This is a genomic window from Paludisphaera sp. (assembly GCF_037189885.1).
Lineage (GTDB): Bacteria > Planctomycetota > Planctomycetia > Isosphaerales > Isosphaeraceae > Paludisphaera.
The window spans coordinates 41,928-55,937 of sequence record NZ_JBBCIR010000002.1 but is presented as its reverse complement, the minus strand read 5'-3'; the positions used below and the strand labels follow the sequence as shown (position 1 = coordinate 55,937).

Annotated in this window: 12 protein-coding genes; 5 read left to right on the top strand and 7 right to left on the bottom strand. The window is 71.4% G+C overall.

What is annotated here, in order from left to right; genetic code table 11:
- The first annotated feature begins 107 nt into the window (after positions 1–107).
- The gene (locus tag WG209_RS00420; protein WP_337173005.1) at positions 108–1,445 is read left to right on the top strand and encodes a DUF1501 domain-containing protein; all 1,338 of its coding nucleotides are present in this window, start codon (positions 108–110) and stop codon (positions 1,443–1,445) included.
- Positions 1,442–2,206: a vWA domain-containing protein gene (locus WG209_RS00415; protein ID WP_337173017.1), complete on the top strand. Its 765-nt coding sequence runs from the start codon at positions 1,442–1,444 to the stop codon at positions 2,204–2,206. The genes WG209_RS00420 and WG209_RS00415 overlap by 4 nt, the downstream gene beginning before the upstream one ends.
- Before the next feature lie 18 nt (positions 2,207–2,224).
- On the opposite strand, the gene WG209_RS00410 is transcribed toward WG209_RS00415, so the two are convergent.
- Positions 2,225–2,725 (bottom strand): DinB family protein, encoded by a 501-nt coding sequence (locus WG209_RS00410; protein WP_337173004.1) that lies wholly within the window; start codon positions 2,723–2,725, stop codon positions 2,225–2,227.
- Between the two features lie 206 nt (positions 2,726–2,931).
- Between WG209_RS00410 and WG209_RS00405 the strand changes: the two genes are divergently transcribed.
- Positions 2,932–4,329 carry an MATE family efflux transporter gene (locus tag WG209_RS00405; RefSeq protein WP_337173003.1) on the top strand — a complete coding sequence of 466 codons (1,398 nt, stop codon included), beginning with the start codon at positions 2,932–2,934 and terminating at the stop codon, positions 4,327–4,329.
- Positions 4,330–4,346: 17 nt separating this feature from the next.
- On the opposite strand, the gene WG209_RS00400 is transcribed toward WG209_RS00405, so the two are convergent.
- The 4 genes from WG209_RS00400 to fdhD are packed head-to-tail and all read right to left on the bottom strand — an operon-like array spanning position 4,347 to position 9,232.
- A complete protein-coding gene (locus WG209_RS00400; RefSeq protein WP_337173002.1) occupies positions 4,347–5,585 on the bottom strand; it encodes a hypothetical protein in 1,239 nt (412 codons plus the stop codon).
- A 2-nt stretch (positions 5,586–5,587) separates the two neighbouring features.
- The gene (locus tag WG209_RS00395) at positions 5,588–6,001 is read right to left on the bottom strand and encodes a hypothetical protein (protein ID WP_337173001.1); all 414 of its coding nucleotides are present in this window, start codon (positions 5,999–6,001) and stop codon (positions 5,588–5,590) included.
- A gap of 53 nt (positions 6,002–6,054) precedes the next feature.
- A complete protein-coding gene (locus WG209_RS00390; RefSeq protein WP_337173000.1) occupies positions 6,055–8,427 on the bottom strand; it encodes an FdhF/YdeP family oxidoreductase in 2,373 nt (790 codons plus the stop codon).
- Between the two features lie 10 nt (positions 8,428–8,437).
- A complete protein-coding gene (gene fdhD, locus WG209_RS00385) occupies positions 8,438–9,232 on the bottom strand; it encodes a formate dehydrogenase accessory sulfurtransferase FdhD (protein ID WP_337172999.1) in 795 nt (264 codons plus the stop codon).
- Positions 9,233–9,594: 362 nt separating this feature from the next.
- Between fdhD and WG209_RS00380 the strand changes: the two genes are divergently transcribed.
- Both WG209_RS00380 and WG209_RS00375 read left to right on the top strand, forming a co-directional pair.
- Complete coding sequence (locus tag WG209_RS00380) at positions 9,595–10,104, top strand: hypothetical protein (RefSeq protein WP_337172998.1); 510 nt, start codon at positions 9,595–9,597, stop codon at positions 10,102–10,104.
- On the top strand, positions 10,101–11,168 hold the full coding sequence (locus tag WG209_RS00375) for an endonuclease/exonuclease/phosphatase family protein (protein ID WP_337172997.1): 1,068 nt from the start codon (positions 10,101–10,103) through the stop codon (positions 11,166–11,168). The genes WG209_RS00380 and WG209_RS00375 overlap by 4 nt, the downstream gene beginning before the upstream one ends.
- A gap of 27 nt (positions 11,169–11,195) precedes the next feature.
- Here WG209_RS00375 and WG209_RS00370 read toward each other — a convergent pair whose 3' ends face one another.
- Together WG209_RS00370 and WG209_RS00365 are read right to left on the bottom strand one after the other, a co-directional pair.
- Positions 11,196–12,149, bottom strand: a complete 954-nt coding sequence (locus WG209_RS00370; RefSeq protein ID WP_337172996.1) for a response regulator — start codon at positions 12,147–12,149, stop codon at positions 11,196–11,198.
- Between the two features lie 99 nt (positions 12,150–12,248).
- Positions 12,249–13,577 (bottom strand): protein kinase, encoded by a 1,329-nt coding sequence (locus WG209_RS00365; protein WP_337172995.1) that lies wholly within the window; start codon positions 13,575–13,577, stop codon positions 12,249–12,251.
- Positions 13,578–14,010: the final 433 nt, after the last annotated feature.

Genomic DNA, 14,010 nt, shown 5'->3' with positions numbered 1-14,010 from the left:
GTGACGGGATGCGATTCCCGCGCCGCGGGTTGCCTCCCCTTGCCGAGCCCGTTACACTCCTGTTGAACAATTCCCCGAACAGGAACCGTGTCGCGAGGCTTATGGACATGCTCACGCTCTGGGGGCCGCGAGGCGGCGGGCGGTATTGCGACGGGGTCTCCCGGCGGTCGTTCCTGCGGGTCGGCGGCCTGGCGATGGGCGGGCTCGGCCTGCCGCAACTGCTGGCGGCGCGGGGCGGGGCCGCGACGGCCGACAACCACAAGTCGGTCATCATGATCTACCTGACCGGCGGCCTGGCCCACCAGGACACCGTGGACCCCAAGCCCGACGCCCCCGACGGCATCCGGGGCGAGTTCAAGCCGATCGCCACCAGCGTCCCGGGCGTCTTCCTCTCCGAGACCATGCCGCGCACCGCCGCGATCATGGACAAGGTGGCCATCATCCGGTCGCTCGTCGGCCAGATCGACGAGCATTCCAGCTTCCAGAGCATGACCGGCTTCCCGATGGTCGTCTCCCAGCGCGAGGGGAAGCCGCACTTCGGGTCGGTCGTGTCGAAGGTCCAGGGGTCGGTGAACCCCGTGACGCCGACGTTCGTCGACCTCGCCCCGGTGATGCAGCACCGGCCGTACAACACGCCCGACGCCGGCATCCTCGGCCAGACGTTCAAGGGCGCGCGGATGGAGGGGGACGACCTGGCGCTGTTGCAGCCGCCGCAAGGCGTCGCCCCGGAGCGGTTCGCAGGCCGTCGCGACCTCCTCGGCCAGTTCGACGCCTTCCGCCGGTCGGTCGACGGCGCGTCGGTCGACGGCATGGACTCCTGCTACAAGCAGGCGTTCGACGTCCTGACCTCCGATACCCTGGCCCGGGCCCTGGACGTGGAGCGGGAGGACCCCCGCCTCCGCGCCCGCTACGGGATGGGCTCGCCGAAGCACCTGGGCGACGGCGGCCCGATGTGGAACGACCAGTTCCTCGTCGCCCGGCGGCTCGTCGAGGCCGGCGCGCGCTGCGTCACCCTCTCCTACGGCTTCTGGGACACCCACGGCAACAACTTCAACCACCTCCGCAACGTGATGCCCCTGTTCGACCAGGGGGTCTCGGCGCTGGTGGAGGACCTGCATCAGCGCGGGCTCGACCGCGACTGCACGCTGATCGTCTGGGGAGAGTTCGGCCGGACGCCGAGGATCAACAAGGACGCCGGCCGCGACCACTGGGCCCCGGTCAACTCGGCGATCCTCGCCGGCGGCGGCATGAAGGTGGGCCAGGTGATCGGCTCGACCGACAAGATCGCCGCCAACGCCGTCAGCCGTCCGATCCACTACCGCGACGTCCTGGCCACCATCTACCACAACCTCGGCGTCGACCCCCACGCCTTCATCCGCGACCGGGCCGACCGCCCCATCTCCATCCTCCCGCCGGAGAACCAGCCGATCCCGGAGCTGATCTGACGGGGAACGGGCGCAAAGAGAAGACAAAGGCGACAAAGAGGCGGCGCATCCGATATCATTGCGGACGCGTCGCCCTGGAGGTCGATCGCGCGACGGCCGCGCGGGGGACCGGCCGGGGTGGCGGCCGGGGAGATCTCGCCATGGCCGACGCCGTCGCCTTGAACGCGCTGATCCTGCTGGACCGATCCGGCTCCATGGAGTCGCGATGGGTGGAGGCCCTGGGGGCGGTCAACGCCTATGTGAAGGGGCTGGGCGAGGCGGACGTGACCCTCGCGACCTTTGACGGCGTGGACGGGCTCAAGTTCGAGGTCATCCGCGACCGCGTCGCGGCGACGGCGTGGGAGGACGTGACGTCCGCCGAGGCGACGCCCCGCGGCAGCACGCCGCTGTTTGACGCCTTCGCCCGGATCGTCGCCCTGGCCGACGCCGCCGGCCGCGAGAAGACCGTGGTCATCGTCATGACCGACGGCGAGGAGAACGCCAGCCGCGAGGTCTCGCGGGTGGACGCCCGCGCGATGGTAGGGCGCTGCAAGTCCAGGGGCTGGCAGGTCGTCTTCCTCGGGGCCGACTTCGACGCGTCCGCCCAGGCCGGCGGCCTCGGCGTGACGATGTCCGCCGTCCTCAACATCCGCGGGGGTCGCTACGAGGCCGCCCTCGGGAGGCTGGCGGAACATACCCGCGCCTACGCCGACGCGGACGTCGCCGAACTCTCCTCGATCGAGTTCACCGACGAGGACCGCGAGGACGCGGCGGGGGGATGACGGCCCCCGCGCCCGGGCTCACTCGTCTCCCGAAGGCCCGTACATCCCCGGCACGGGGACGTCGTTGAGCCGGAGGTAGACGCAGAGGTGGGCGCGGTGGTGGATCATGTGGTTCAACACCAGGCTGCGGATCACCGTCTCGCGGGGCATCTTCAGGAGAGGCTCCCCGGCGCGCGCCAGCGTCCATTCCACGCCCAGATCCTCGTCCTTCGCCGCGGCGATCGCCTTGCGGGCGGACTCGACGTGCCGGTCGAAGACCTCCAGGATCTCCCGAACGGTCGCCAGCGCGGGGGTCTTGTACGGCTCGCCCCCCGGCGGGGCGGTGTCGAACACCGTCGTGGTCAGGATGCCGGAGACCCATTCGGGCATCTCCGCGAGGTGGTTGGCGTTCCAGCCGATCGTGTTCGACTTCGGGTGCGCCCGCCAGTCGAGCCTGTCGTCCGGGATGCGCTCCAGCACCTTGCGCGTGCTCGCCATCTCCTGATCGAACTCCGGCAGGATGGATTCCGCGTAGCTCATGGCGTCTCCCCCTAAGGATTGAAAGGCCTCCAATTCCGGGGAGAGATTGGACCCCAAAACCGGCTTGATGTCAACGCCTGTCCACTGAATATCTGAACACATCCCGGACGGGCGCGGTCAATCCGTCTTGCTGAAACCGGGGCGATCCCGCCACGCTGGGAGGCCGGGACGGCGGGGCATCGGGGGTCGGGAGACGGAAGGGGAGCATGGAAGGCCTGGAACAGGAGACGTCGCGGCGGGGGATCGGGCGCGAGCTGGGGCCGATGCTGCGGCTGGCGGGGCCGGTGATCTCGGCGGAGCTGGGCTGGATGGCGATGGGGATCGTCGACACGATCTTCGTCGGCCGGCTCGGGGCCGAGGCCATCGGCGCGGTCAGCCTGGGGAACGCGCTGTATTTCGCGGTCGTCATCTTCGGGATGGGGCTGCTGCTGGGGATGGACGCCCTGGTCTCGCAGGCGCACGGGGCGGGGGATCGGGAGGAGTGCCACGCCTGGCTGGTGCAGGGGCTGTACCTCGCGGTGATGGTCTGCCCGCCGATCCTGCTGCTGCTCTGGGCGGCAGACCCGCTGTCCGACCGCCTGGGCCTGAACCCGACGGTGCTGGCGCAGGCGAAGCCCTATCTCCACGCGGTCACCTGGGGGACGCCGGCGCTTCTGATCTACGCGGCCTTCCGGCGCTATCTCCAGGGGATGGGGCTGGTGAAGCCGGTGATGGTGGCGCTGCTGTCGGCGAACGTCGTGAACGCGCTGATGGACTGGATGCTCGTCCACGGCAAGCTCGGCGCGCCGGCGATGGGGGTGGCTGGGGCGGGGTGGGCGACGACGGTCTCGCGGTGCTACCTGGCGGGGTTCCTGGTCGTCTTCACGCTCGTCCACGACGCCAGGACGGGGCGGGGGCTGATCCGGTCCAGCCTCGCGCCGAGGCTGGCGGCGATCCGGCGGCTGTTCGCGATCGGCCTGCCGGCGGCGACGCACATCCTGCTGGAGGTCGGCGTCTTCGCGCTGGCGACGACGCTGGCGGGGATGTTGGACGCGGTCTCGCTGGCGGCGCACCACGTCGTGCTGGACGTGGCGAGCGTGACGTTCATGATCCCGCTGGGCCTGGCCAACGCCGGGGCGATCCGCGTGGGCCAGGCGATCGGCCGGGGCGAGCCCGAGGCGGCCTCGCGCGCCGGCTGGACGGCCCTGGCGCTGGGGGCCGCGTTCATGGCGACGGCCGGGATGTTCATGGTCGCCTTCCCGCGCGTCCTCTCGACCCTGTTCACCGACGACGCGGCGGTGATCGCGACGGCCTCGCGGCTGATGCTCCTGGCCGCGGCGTTCCAGCTCTTCGACGGCCTGCAAGGCGTGGCCACCGGGGCCCTCCGGGGCGCGGGGGACACCCACACGCCGATGGTCTATACCCTGTTCTGCCACTGGGCCGTCGGCCTGCCGGTGGGCTGGCTGCTCGCTTTCCGCCTGGGGCAAGGCGTCGACGGCCTCTGGATCGGCCTGGCCGCCGGCCTCCTCGCCGCCGGCCTGGCCCTCCTCTGGGCCTGGCACCGCAAGGCCGCCTCCCTCTCCCGCGGCGAATTCGCCATGGCCGCCGCGGGGGTGGAGCATTGATGTCGCGCCCGAACGCCTCACGCCGCGCCTTGGAACCAGCCCCCTGGCGGGACAGACGCCCGCACTTCGCGCGGGCTCCTGGCTTCGAAGGGCTTCGCCTCCTCCCGCGGCGAGGCGAGCCGCTCCTCATAGAGCGCGCGGTTGTGCCGGGCTCGTTGGTTCGAGGGATCCAGCCGGACGGCCTCTTCGAAGGCTTCTCGAACCATCGCGGGCGGGAAATCCAACTCGGCGCGAGCGATCGCGGTCCACTCCGCCAGTTCGCTCCTTGCGGCCTCGGGCCCGTCGAACCGCAGGGCTTCATCGCAAAGCCGCAGGCATTCCCGGAATCGACCCTGGCGGAAGTGATGGTGAGCCAGCGCGAAATAGGGCCAAATCATATCCACCTGATTGCGCGCAGCCCGTTCCAGGTCCTCAATTGCATTCGGATTAGTCCCGTATCCCAACAGCCCGCGCGCCGCGAGCAGAGAAACCCTGTCTGGATCAATGGCGAGCCCGCTCGTGTAAGAGTCCATCGCCGGCCGCAGCTCTCCAGCCGCCTCGAAGCAAAGCCCCAGGGTCCAGTAACCAAGCGGTCGCAGGGTGGAATCGAAGGACGAATCGGCGTCGGCCGATCTATTCAAGGCTTCATTAAGGATAGTTGCAAAGCGTAAGAAGTCCGCGCGAGTCGGTGGGGGGACCGACTGGCTCGCCGCGCCGATCGCATACGTCAACAAACTTAGAGGCCGCGCCTCCGGCTGTTCAAGGATGGCGTCGAGCTCCGGCCGCGCCTTCGCCGGGTCGGCGGTTTGAAGATAGACGACGAAATATCGCGGATCCTCGGGATCAAGAAGGTGCGCCCGCTCGAAGAACAGCGACGCTGATTCAGGATCGCCGGCAGCCCGCCAGACGGCCCCTCTCAGGTAAGCAAGGAGGGCGGGCGGAATATAATTCGCCCACTTCCGCAACAGCGCCAACGCATGGTCCCAATCGCCGCGCTCGCGGGCCTCGTAGAATTCGTTCAGGTTTGACTGGGCTTGGGGGTTCATCGGCTCCGGCTCATGGGGCGGATCGGAGAGAGAATAGAGATCCTCCGACAGTCCGTCCGTCCGCGCCGCTTCCGCCTCACTGAGGCCTCGCCACGGCAGGTCCATCGAATCGCGAATCTCATCGGCCTCCGTGGAATTGGACAGGCCGGCGATTTCCAGGCGATGCAACTCGCGAAGGCCGCGGGCGTAGGCGTGATATGCGGGGCTTAAAGCGTAGGGGCGAGGTCGCATGGCTAGGCCTCGTCGATGATCCAACCGGCACGGGTGGCGGCCAGGGCCGCTTCGAAGTCCGCGAGGGGCATGCGCGAGGCCGGCTCAACCACCGCATGCCTGGGAGAATCAGGCGAGAGGACCAGCCCATCAGCGAAGGCACCGGCCTCGAAAGGCCCGTCGCCGAAGCGGAAACAGGCCGCGTCATCCGAGCCGCGGGCCTTCTTCACCTGATCCCTCAGTCGCTTGGGGACGCGATGCGATGGCAACTGCCGCCACGAGGGAGACACAGACATGCCGCCACCGTTCGGCCCCACGTCGCCATTCTCGTCGACTTCTACGTCGCCCGGATGCCGCACGCCCAAATCGAGCGCGGTTCGCCCTATCCGTGGAAGCCCATCTTCGTCCTTCCACATCGCCCGATAAACACGCGGCATCCCGACTTCCCCGGCCCGACTCAGCGATTTACCTCATGCCATTATACCGATCCTCATCTCCCCGCCGGGTGGGTGGTTGGGACGACGCGGACGACGACGGACTTGGAGGAAGGGGTGAGGCTCCGGGGGTCGACGTCGTCGTGGGGGATCAGGGGGTTGGTCTCGGGGAAGTAGGCGGCGGCGGAGCCCTCGGGGACTTCGTAGGCGATCGCGGCGAAGCGGGGGCAGACGCGCTCGGCGCCGGCGTGCTCGCCGATCAGATCGACGACCTGGCGGTCGACCAGGCCCAGGCGGTCGATGTCGCGGGGGTTCATGAAGACGACGCGGCGGGCGTTGTAGACGCCTCGATAGCGGTCGTCGTGGCCGTAGATCGTCGTGTTGAACTGGTCGTGGCTGCGGATCGTCGTCAGCAGCAGGCGATCCGTCGCCGGGCGGGGGTCGGCGGGGATCGCGTGGGTCATGAACCGCGCCTTGCCCGTCGTGGTGGCGAACCGGCGCTCGGCCGCCGGGTTGACCAGCGTGAAGCCGCCGGGATGGCGGACGCGTTCGTTGAAGTCGTGGAAGCCGGGGATGGTTTGCTCGATCAGGTCGCGGATCCGATCGTAGTCGCCGGCCAGGGCGGCCCAGTCGACGGGGTCCGTCGGGCCGAGCGTCGCCGCCGCCAGCCGCGACACGATCCAAGGCTCGCTCCGGAGCATGGGGGAGCCCGGCTCCAGCACGCCGTGCGAGGCGTGGATGACGGACATCGAGTCCTCCACCGTGACGAACTGCGCGCCGGCCGACTGGCGGTCGATCTCCGTCCGGCCGAGGCAGGGGAGGATGAGCGACTCGCGGCCGGTGGTCAGGTGGCCGCGGTTCAGCTTCGTCGCGACGTTGACCGTCAGCCGGCAGCGCGAGAGCGCCTCGGCGGTGATCGCGGTGTCGGGCGAGGCCATCGCGAAGTTGCCCCCCATCGCGAAGAAGACGCCGACCTTCCCCTCGCGCATCGCCCGGATCGCCTCGATCACGCTGTAGCCCGGCTCGCGCGGGGGCTCGAAGCCGAAGACGTCGCGGATCCGGTCCAGGAACGCGGCGGCGGGGCGTTCGAAGATCCCCATCGTCCGGTCGCCCTGCACGTTGCTATGCCCGCGCACCGGGCATCCCCCCGCGCCGGGGCGGCCGACGTTCCCGCGCAGCATCAGCAGGTTGGCGATCGACTGGACGTTCGCCACGCCCCAGCGATGCTGGGTCACGCCCATGCCCCAGCAGGCGATGACGCGATCGGCCTTGATGTAGACCTCGGCCGCCTCGCGGATCGCCTCGCGCGAGACGCCCGACGCCGACTCGACTTCCGCCCAGGGCGTCGCCTCCAGGTCGGCCGCGAAGTGGTCGAAGCCCGACGTGAAGTCGCGGATGAACGGCGCGTCGAGGACCCGGCCGGGGGCGAGGGCCTCGGCCTCCAGCACGGCCTTCATGATCCCCTTCAGCAGCGCGATATCGCCGCCGACCTTCACCGTGATGTAACGCGAGGCGATCTCCGTCCCCCCGCGGAGCATGTCCACCGGGTGCTGGGGGTGCGCGAAGCGCTCCAGCCCGCGCTCGCGCAGGGGGTTGATCGCCACGATCTTGCAGCCGCGCCTGGCCGCGTTGGCCAGCGTGGAGAGCATCCGGGGGTGGTTCGTGCCGGGGTTGTGGCCGATGATGAAGATCGCGTCGGCCAGCTCGAAGTCGTCCAGCGTCACCATCCCCTTGGCGACGCCGAGCTGCTCCATCAGCCCGAAGCTCGTCGACTCGTGGCAGAGGTTCGAGCAGTCCGGCAGGTTGTTCGTGCCGAACCGGCGGGCGAACAACTGGTAGAGGAACGCGGCCTCGTTGCTCGTCCGGCCCGACGTGTAGAAGACCGCCTCGTCCGGCGACCCGAGCGCCTTCAGCTCGCGGCCGATCAGTGCGAAGGCGTCCTCCCAGGAGATCGGCTCGTAATGGGTCGCGCCGGGCGCCAGGCGCATCGGGCGCGTCAGCCGGCCCTGGTCTTCCAGCCAGCGGTCGTCCTTCGCGCGCAATTGTTCGACGGACCACTCGCGGAAGAACTCGGGGCGGACCTTCCGCCGGGTCGCCTCGGCGGCGACGGCCTTCGCGCCGTTCTCGCAGAACTCGAAGGTCTCGCGGCGCTCCCCGCCCGCCTCGGGCCAGGCGCAGCTCACGCAGTCGAAGCCCTCGACCTGGTTGATCTTCAGCGCCATGCTCGCCGAGCGCAGCGGCCCCATCCTCGGCAGCGCCATGGTCATCGTGTGGAGGACGGCCCCCACGCCGGCCGCCGCGCCGCGATAGGGGCGGAAGTCCACCTCGGCCAGCTCGACCGGCGGGGCGGGGGCGGGCGGAAGGGGAGCGGAGGGGGACGCCGACGGCGGCTCGACCGTACCCGCACGCGGCTGCTCGCGGTCCGACATCGGTTCTCTCCTATCGGTCGGCCCCCGGGGCGATGCGCCCGGGGTGGGAATAGATGTTGAATCGATCGCCGCGGAGGAAGCCGACCAGGGTGATCCCCAGCCGGTCCGCGACCGACGCCGCCAGGCTCGACGGGGCCGACACCGCGCAGACGATCGGCGCGCCCGCGACGGCCGCCTTCTGGAGGATCTCGAAGCTGGTCCGGCCGGAGACCAGCAGGATGCGATCGGAGAGGGGCAGGGCGCCGTCCAGGAACGCCCGGCCCACCAGCTTGTCGACCGCGTTGTGCCGGCCGACATCCTCGCGCGCCGCCAGCAGCGCGCCGTCGGCGTCGAACAGCCCGGCCGCGTGCAGGCCCCCGGTGCGGTCGAACGTCCGCTGCGCCTCGCGGAGCGACGCCGGCAGGCCGAGGATCGTGGCGACGTCGACCGTCGGCCCCGGCCCGATCGGCCCGCAGCGCACGGCGACCTGATCGAGCGAGGGTTTGCCGCAGACGCCGCAGCTCGACGTCGCCAGGAAGTTCCGCCGCGGCGCCGAGTCGTCGAACGGCCCCGCGAGCGCGACATGCGCCACGCCCCCGCGCGCCCAGGAGAGGGCCTCGACCACCGCGTCGTCGGGCCCGATCAGCCCCTCGGAGCGGAGGAAGCCGACGGCCAGCTCCAGGTCGGCGCCGGGCGTTCGCATGGTCACCGCGACGGTCGTCGGCGCCCGCCCCGGACCCGACGCGCGGATCTCCAGCGGCTCCTCCACGGCCACCCAGTCGTAGCCGTCGACCGCGCCGCCGGGCCCCACGACGCGAGCGGCCACGCGCGCCACCTCGCGCGCGGGGTGACACGCGACGGGCCGCCGGACGTCCGTCGGGATCGATCCTGGGTTTTTCATCGCACGACCCGCGGGGAGAGACGCCGCGCCGGGCCCGGCGCGAGGGTTCGCATGCCTCCGAATTATACGCCGACGGCCCGGCCCGTTCCCCGGTGGAGTCCCCGGCCCCCGGAATTTCGGGATCCGGCCCGATCCCGACGCCGCCCCTTTTTTCCGACGAATCGCCGGCGATGGATCGCCGCGGGGGCCGAGTCGCCTACAATTCAAGGCTGGGCCGTGGGAGGCCGCCTCCCCCCTCGCCGACCGCGCCGCCCCGTCTCGCTCGACGTACGTGAGGATCGCCCCCGATGGCCAACGACGCGCGCCGCAAGGACCCGACGCCGGACGAGCCCGGCCTCGACCTGGAGACCGACTCGCGGTTCCCCTCCGGGCCGTGGGTCGGCTACTTCCTCCAGAAGGAGCTGCCCCCCGGCAAGCACGGGATGGAGCTGCGGCTCACGTTCCGCCAGGGCGTCATCACCGGCGAGGGCCGCGACCTCATCGGCGAATTCATCATCCGGGGCAAGTACCAGGTCGAGGACGGCAAGTGCTGGTGGACCAAGCGGTTCATCGGCAAGCATGACGTCGCCTACGAGGGATACAACGAAGGCCAGGGCATCTGGGGCGTCTGGGAGATCCCCCCCTCGTGGCGAGGGGGCTTCCACATCTGGCCCGAGGCGATGGGCGACCCGACGCGGCGGCGGCTCCGCGAGGCCATCGAGGAGCCGTTCAACGACTTCATCGACGCCGACGCACCCGCCCCCGAGCTGGTCGCCGCCGGCGACGCCGAGCCCCAGGCCGAAGAACCGCTGACGTGAGCGAGCCGGGCCCGGGATGGCCGGGCCGGCCCACGCGACGACTCCTCGGCGTCGTCGGGCTGGCCCTGCTGATGCTCAACGCCGCGGCGCTCTCGGGATTCCTCCTCCGCGACCGCTCCGCCTGGCTCGCCCCGCTGATGTACCTGCCGCTCGCCCCGCTGGGGCTGGCCGCGGCGGGGCTCGACCTCGCGCGCCGAGGCGGGGGGGTGGGGCGGCCCCGTTTCCTCCTGACGGCGGTCGGGCTGGCGGCGCTCGGCTGTTCGTGCGCCGAGATGATCGGCCGCGGGCCGACCGTCCCCGCCTACGCCAGCGACGGCGAGCCGATCCGCCTGCTCCACTGGAACGTCCTCTGGGGAGGGCATCCGCGGACCGACGCGACGTGGACGTCCATCGAGGACGACATCATCCGTCGGGCCCCCGACATCGTGGTCCTCAGCGAGGCCCCGCCCGACGCCCGGATCGACTCCCTGAGGCGGCGGCTCGGTCCCGAATGGACCTCGACGCAGTGGGAGCACCCTCCGCGCTCTTCCTACTGGTACAAGCTCGTCGCCCTCTCGCGCTGGCCCGTCCGCGAGGGCCGGCCGGTCGCGATCCGAAACGGCGCGGCGCTCGACGTCCGCGTCGAACGCCCCGACGGCCCGCTGCGCCTGCTGATCGTGGACGGCCAGAGCCGACCGACGCAACTCCGGACTCCCATGCTGGAAGCCGTCGCCGCGGCCTGCCGCCGCGCCGCGGCCGAGGGCGAGCCCTACGACGCGCTCGTCGGCGACTTCAACGCCGTCGCCCGCGCCCTGGGCTTCGACGCGATCCGGTCCGCGGCCGGCGGCTACGAGGCGGCCTCGCGATCCTCCGCCGGCTGGCGCGGCACGTGGCCCATGCCGCTGCCGCTCTACGACATCGACCACGTCTGGATTCGCGCCGACCACCCCGTCCTGGGCTGCGCGCTCTTCGCGAACATGGCCAGCGATCATCGCGGCCAGCTCGTTCGATTCTCGGCATCCCGCTCGGCCGGATCGCGGGAGGAATCGACCGACGGGCCCGGTCCGGGGGCGGGTTCGCGGTGAGGCGCGGCCTTCGCGCCCCGCCGAGGCTCACCGCCGCGACGATTCCGGGGAGAAGTGCTTGACCAGGGTGACGGCGTTCCCCCGGTCGTTGTAGGTCACCTCGTCCATGAACGTGCGCATCAGGAGCATGCCCCGGCCGCCGACGCGCATCAGGTCCTCGGGCTCGACGGGGCGGTCGAGGCTGCGATGGTTGAACCCGGGGCCCTCGTCGACGATCTCGAAGACGCCGCGACGACGGTCGAACTCGGACCGGACGCGGATGCGGCGGGAGCGGTACGGCTCCATGCCGCGGCGCTCGTCGCCGAGCCTGTGGAAGACCGACTCGTCCTCCTGCCGCAACTCGGAGTCCAGCTCCAGGTTGCCGTGATACAGGGCGTTGGCCAACGCCTCCTGCAGCGCGACGTGGATCCGGAGCTGGTCGGGACGGCTGAGCAGCCCGATGGAGGCGACGTCCTCGGCGATCGTCGCGCCGAGGGCCGAGACGAGGTCGGGGTCCGATTCCAACTCGAACTGGGACACGCGGCGGGTCAGGCGCTGGTTGAGCGTCCGGCGGCGGCGGTCGACGACGCAGGCGTCCAGGGCGCGGCGGAGCGTGGGCCCCAGGTCCTTCTCCAGGCGGGACTTGGAGAGGTAGTCGGCCGCGCCGGCGCGGAGCGCCTTGACGGCCTCGTCCTCGCCGCCGAAGGCCGTCATCAGCAGGATCGGCAGGCCGGGCCGCGCCTCGCGCGCCCGTCGCACGAGTTCCAGGCCGTCGATATCGGGCATGACCAGGTCGGTGAGGATCAGGTCCGGCGGGTCGTGCGCCAGCGCCTCCAGCGCGGCGGCGGCGCCGGCGGCGAATTCGACGCGCAGGCCGTCGAAGTCGGCGAGGAGCCGGGCGATGCACCGCCGTTCGAAGGCGGAGTCGTCCACGATCAGGAGCCTGGGCGCCCCCCGCGTCTCGGGGGGCTCGACGACGGTCGGCGCGAGCTGCGTTATCATAGGAATCATCCCTCCCGCCATAATCATGTGTCGTGGCGAGCGCCCGGGCAACTCGGCCGCGAGAATCGGGAGGGGGGGGGAGGGGATGGCGGCTCGCGGTCAGGCGAACCAGGCGCGACGGTGGGCCTGCGGGCGTTCGCCGCGGAGCCAGCGGCGGAGGTCGGCGGCCAGGTCCTGGCACGACGGGTAGCGACGATCGGGCGCCTTGGCGATCGCCTTGCGGCAGATCTCGGCCAGGGCGCGCGGGACCCTCGGGTCGACGGCGTCGGGCGAGGGGGGCTCGTGGGCCGAGGCGCGGGCGAGGACCGACGGGGCCGGGCCGTCGAACGGGGGGCGGCCGCAGAGCATCTCGTACAGGACGGCGCCCAGGCTGTACTGGTCGGCCGCCGGCAGGGCCTCGCGACGGCCGCCGTCGGCCAGCTCCGGGGCGAGGTAGGCCGGCGTGCCGACGATCGCGCCGGGGTCGTCCTCGGGCGCGTCCGGCCGCGAGGCGATGCCGAAGTCCATCAGGTGGACGCCGCCGCGGTCGTCGATCCGGACGTTCGCCGGCTTGACGTCGCGGTGGACGACCCCGAGGCCGTGGGCGTAGGCGAGGGCCTCGGCGAGGTCGGCGGCGATCTCGACCGCCCGGCGATGCGAGAGCCGGCCGCCGGCCAGCGACTCGGCCAGGCTCCGCCCCTCGATCAGGGCGAGCGCCAGGTAGAGGCGGTCGCCGTCGCGGCCGGCCTCGTGGATCGCGACGATGCCGGGGTGCTTCAGCCGGGCCAGGGCGCGGGCCTCGCCCAGGAATCGCTCCCGCGCCCGCGACGACAGGGGGGCCTCGTCGCGCATCAGCTTCAGCGCCACCTCGCGTTCCAGGGTCGGGTCGAAGGCGCGGTAGACGCACGCGTGTCGACCCTCGCCCAGCAGGCCGAGGATCCGGAAGCGGTCCAGGCCGCGGTCCTCGACGGCGGCGGCGCGCCCGTCCAACTCCAGGTGGCGGGCCGCCGCGAAGATCCCCGTGCGCGAGGCGTCCAGCGGGCCCATCGCCGGGACCGAATAGGCGCTCTCGTTCCACTCGAAGCCCGAGGCGGCCTCGGCCAGGTCATCCCACGGCTCGTCCAGGTCGAATCCGGCGGCCAGGAACTCGCCGCTCTCGGCCATCTCCTGGACAGTGGGGGCCAGCACGGCCACGCCCCCGGAGCCCGAGCCAGAGCCGAAGCCCGACCCGAACCCCTGCGACGACGCCGCCGCGTAGGGCCGCGCGGCCACGCCGCGCCGGGGCGAGACGGCCGCCCAGGCGGACCCCGAGCCGGAGCCGGGCTCAACGGGCTCGGCGCGCAGCTTGGTCAGGCAGCGGGGGCAGCGAAAGACCCTGCCGAGGGGGTCGACGCCGCGTCGCGTGACGCGGCCGCACGAGGGGTTCGGACATTTCGCGATGGTGCTCATCCTTGATCTCCTCCGAAGCGTCGGAGGCCGGGGCCTCCCGCCATGCGGCGGCCCCCCGACTCGACGATTCGCTCGCGTCGTTGGCTAGCTTGCTGGAAACCTCGCGATCCGCTGAACTGGGCGGCCGTCGATCGCCTCGACGGCCCGAAAGATGGGAAGCGCCCTGGTCCGTCTCTCCTGGTTGCCGGGGTGGACTGTAGCCTTTACGCCGCTCGCTCCGCAAGCGTCAAGTCGAGGTTTTCCGCGGGTCCGCCGGGCCGCGCCGATCGAGGCTGGCCAAAGATCGGGCCGACGCTTAGGCTAGACAAGTAGATGCGGCATGGCGTCCCCGGACGCCTTAACCGTCGAGGCGTCCCGTCGAAACCGCCCGAATAAGCCTGCATCCCCCTTCGCTCGCGGGAGAAGGGGCGCTCGTGAGCGCGTTTCGCCCCGG

Excerpts from the sequence above, each read along its gene's own strand:
- WG209_RS00410 (WP_337173004.1), bottom strand. The coding sequence starts at position 2,725 with ATGAGCTACGCGGAATCCATCCTGCCGGAGTTCGATCAGGAGATGGCG.
- WG209_RS00390 (WP_337173000.1), bottom strand. The coding sequence starts at position 8,427 with ATGTCGGACCGCGAGCAGCCGCGTGCGGGTACGGTCGAGCCGCCGTCG.
- WG209_RS00395 (WP_337173001.1), bottom strand. The coding sequence starts at position 6,001 with ATGCCGCGTGTTTATCGGGCGATGTGGAAGGACGAAGATGGGCTTCCA.
- WG209_RS00370 (WP_337172996.1), bottom strand. The coding sequence starts at position 12,149 with ATGATAACGCAGCTCGCGCCGACCGTCGTCGAGCCCCCCGAGACGCGG.
- WG209_RS00420 (WP_337173005.1), top strand. The coding sequence starts at position 108 with ATGCTCACGCTCTGGGGGCCGCGAGGCGGCGGGCGGTATTGCGACGGG.
- WG209_RS00365 (WP_337172995.1), bottom strand. The coding sequence starts at position 13,577 with ATGAGCACCATCGCGAAATGTCCGAACCCCTCGTGCGGCCGCGTCACG.
- WG209_RS00405 (WP_337173003.1), top strand. The coding sequence starts at position 2,932 with ATGGAAGGCCTGGAACAGGAGACGTCGCGGCGGGGGATCGGGCGCGAG.
- WG209_RS00400 (WP_337173002.1), bottom strand. The coding sequence starts at position 5,585 with ATGCGACCTCGCCCCTACGCTTTAAGCCCCGCATATCACGCCTACGCC.
- WG209_RS00380 (WP_337172998.1), top strand. The coding sequence starts at position 9,595 with ATGGCCAACGACGCGCGCCGCAAGGACCCGACGCCGGACGAGCCCGGC.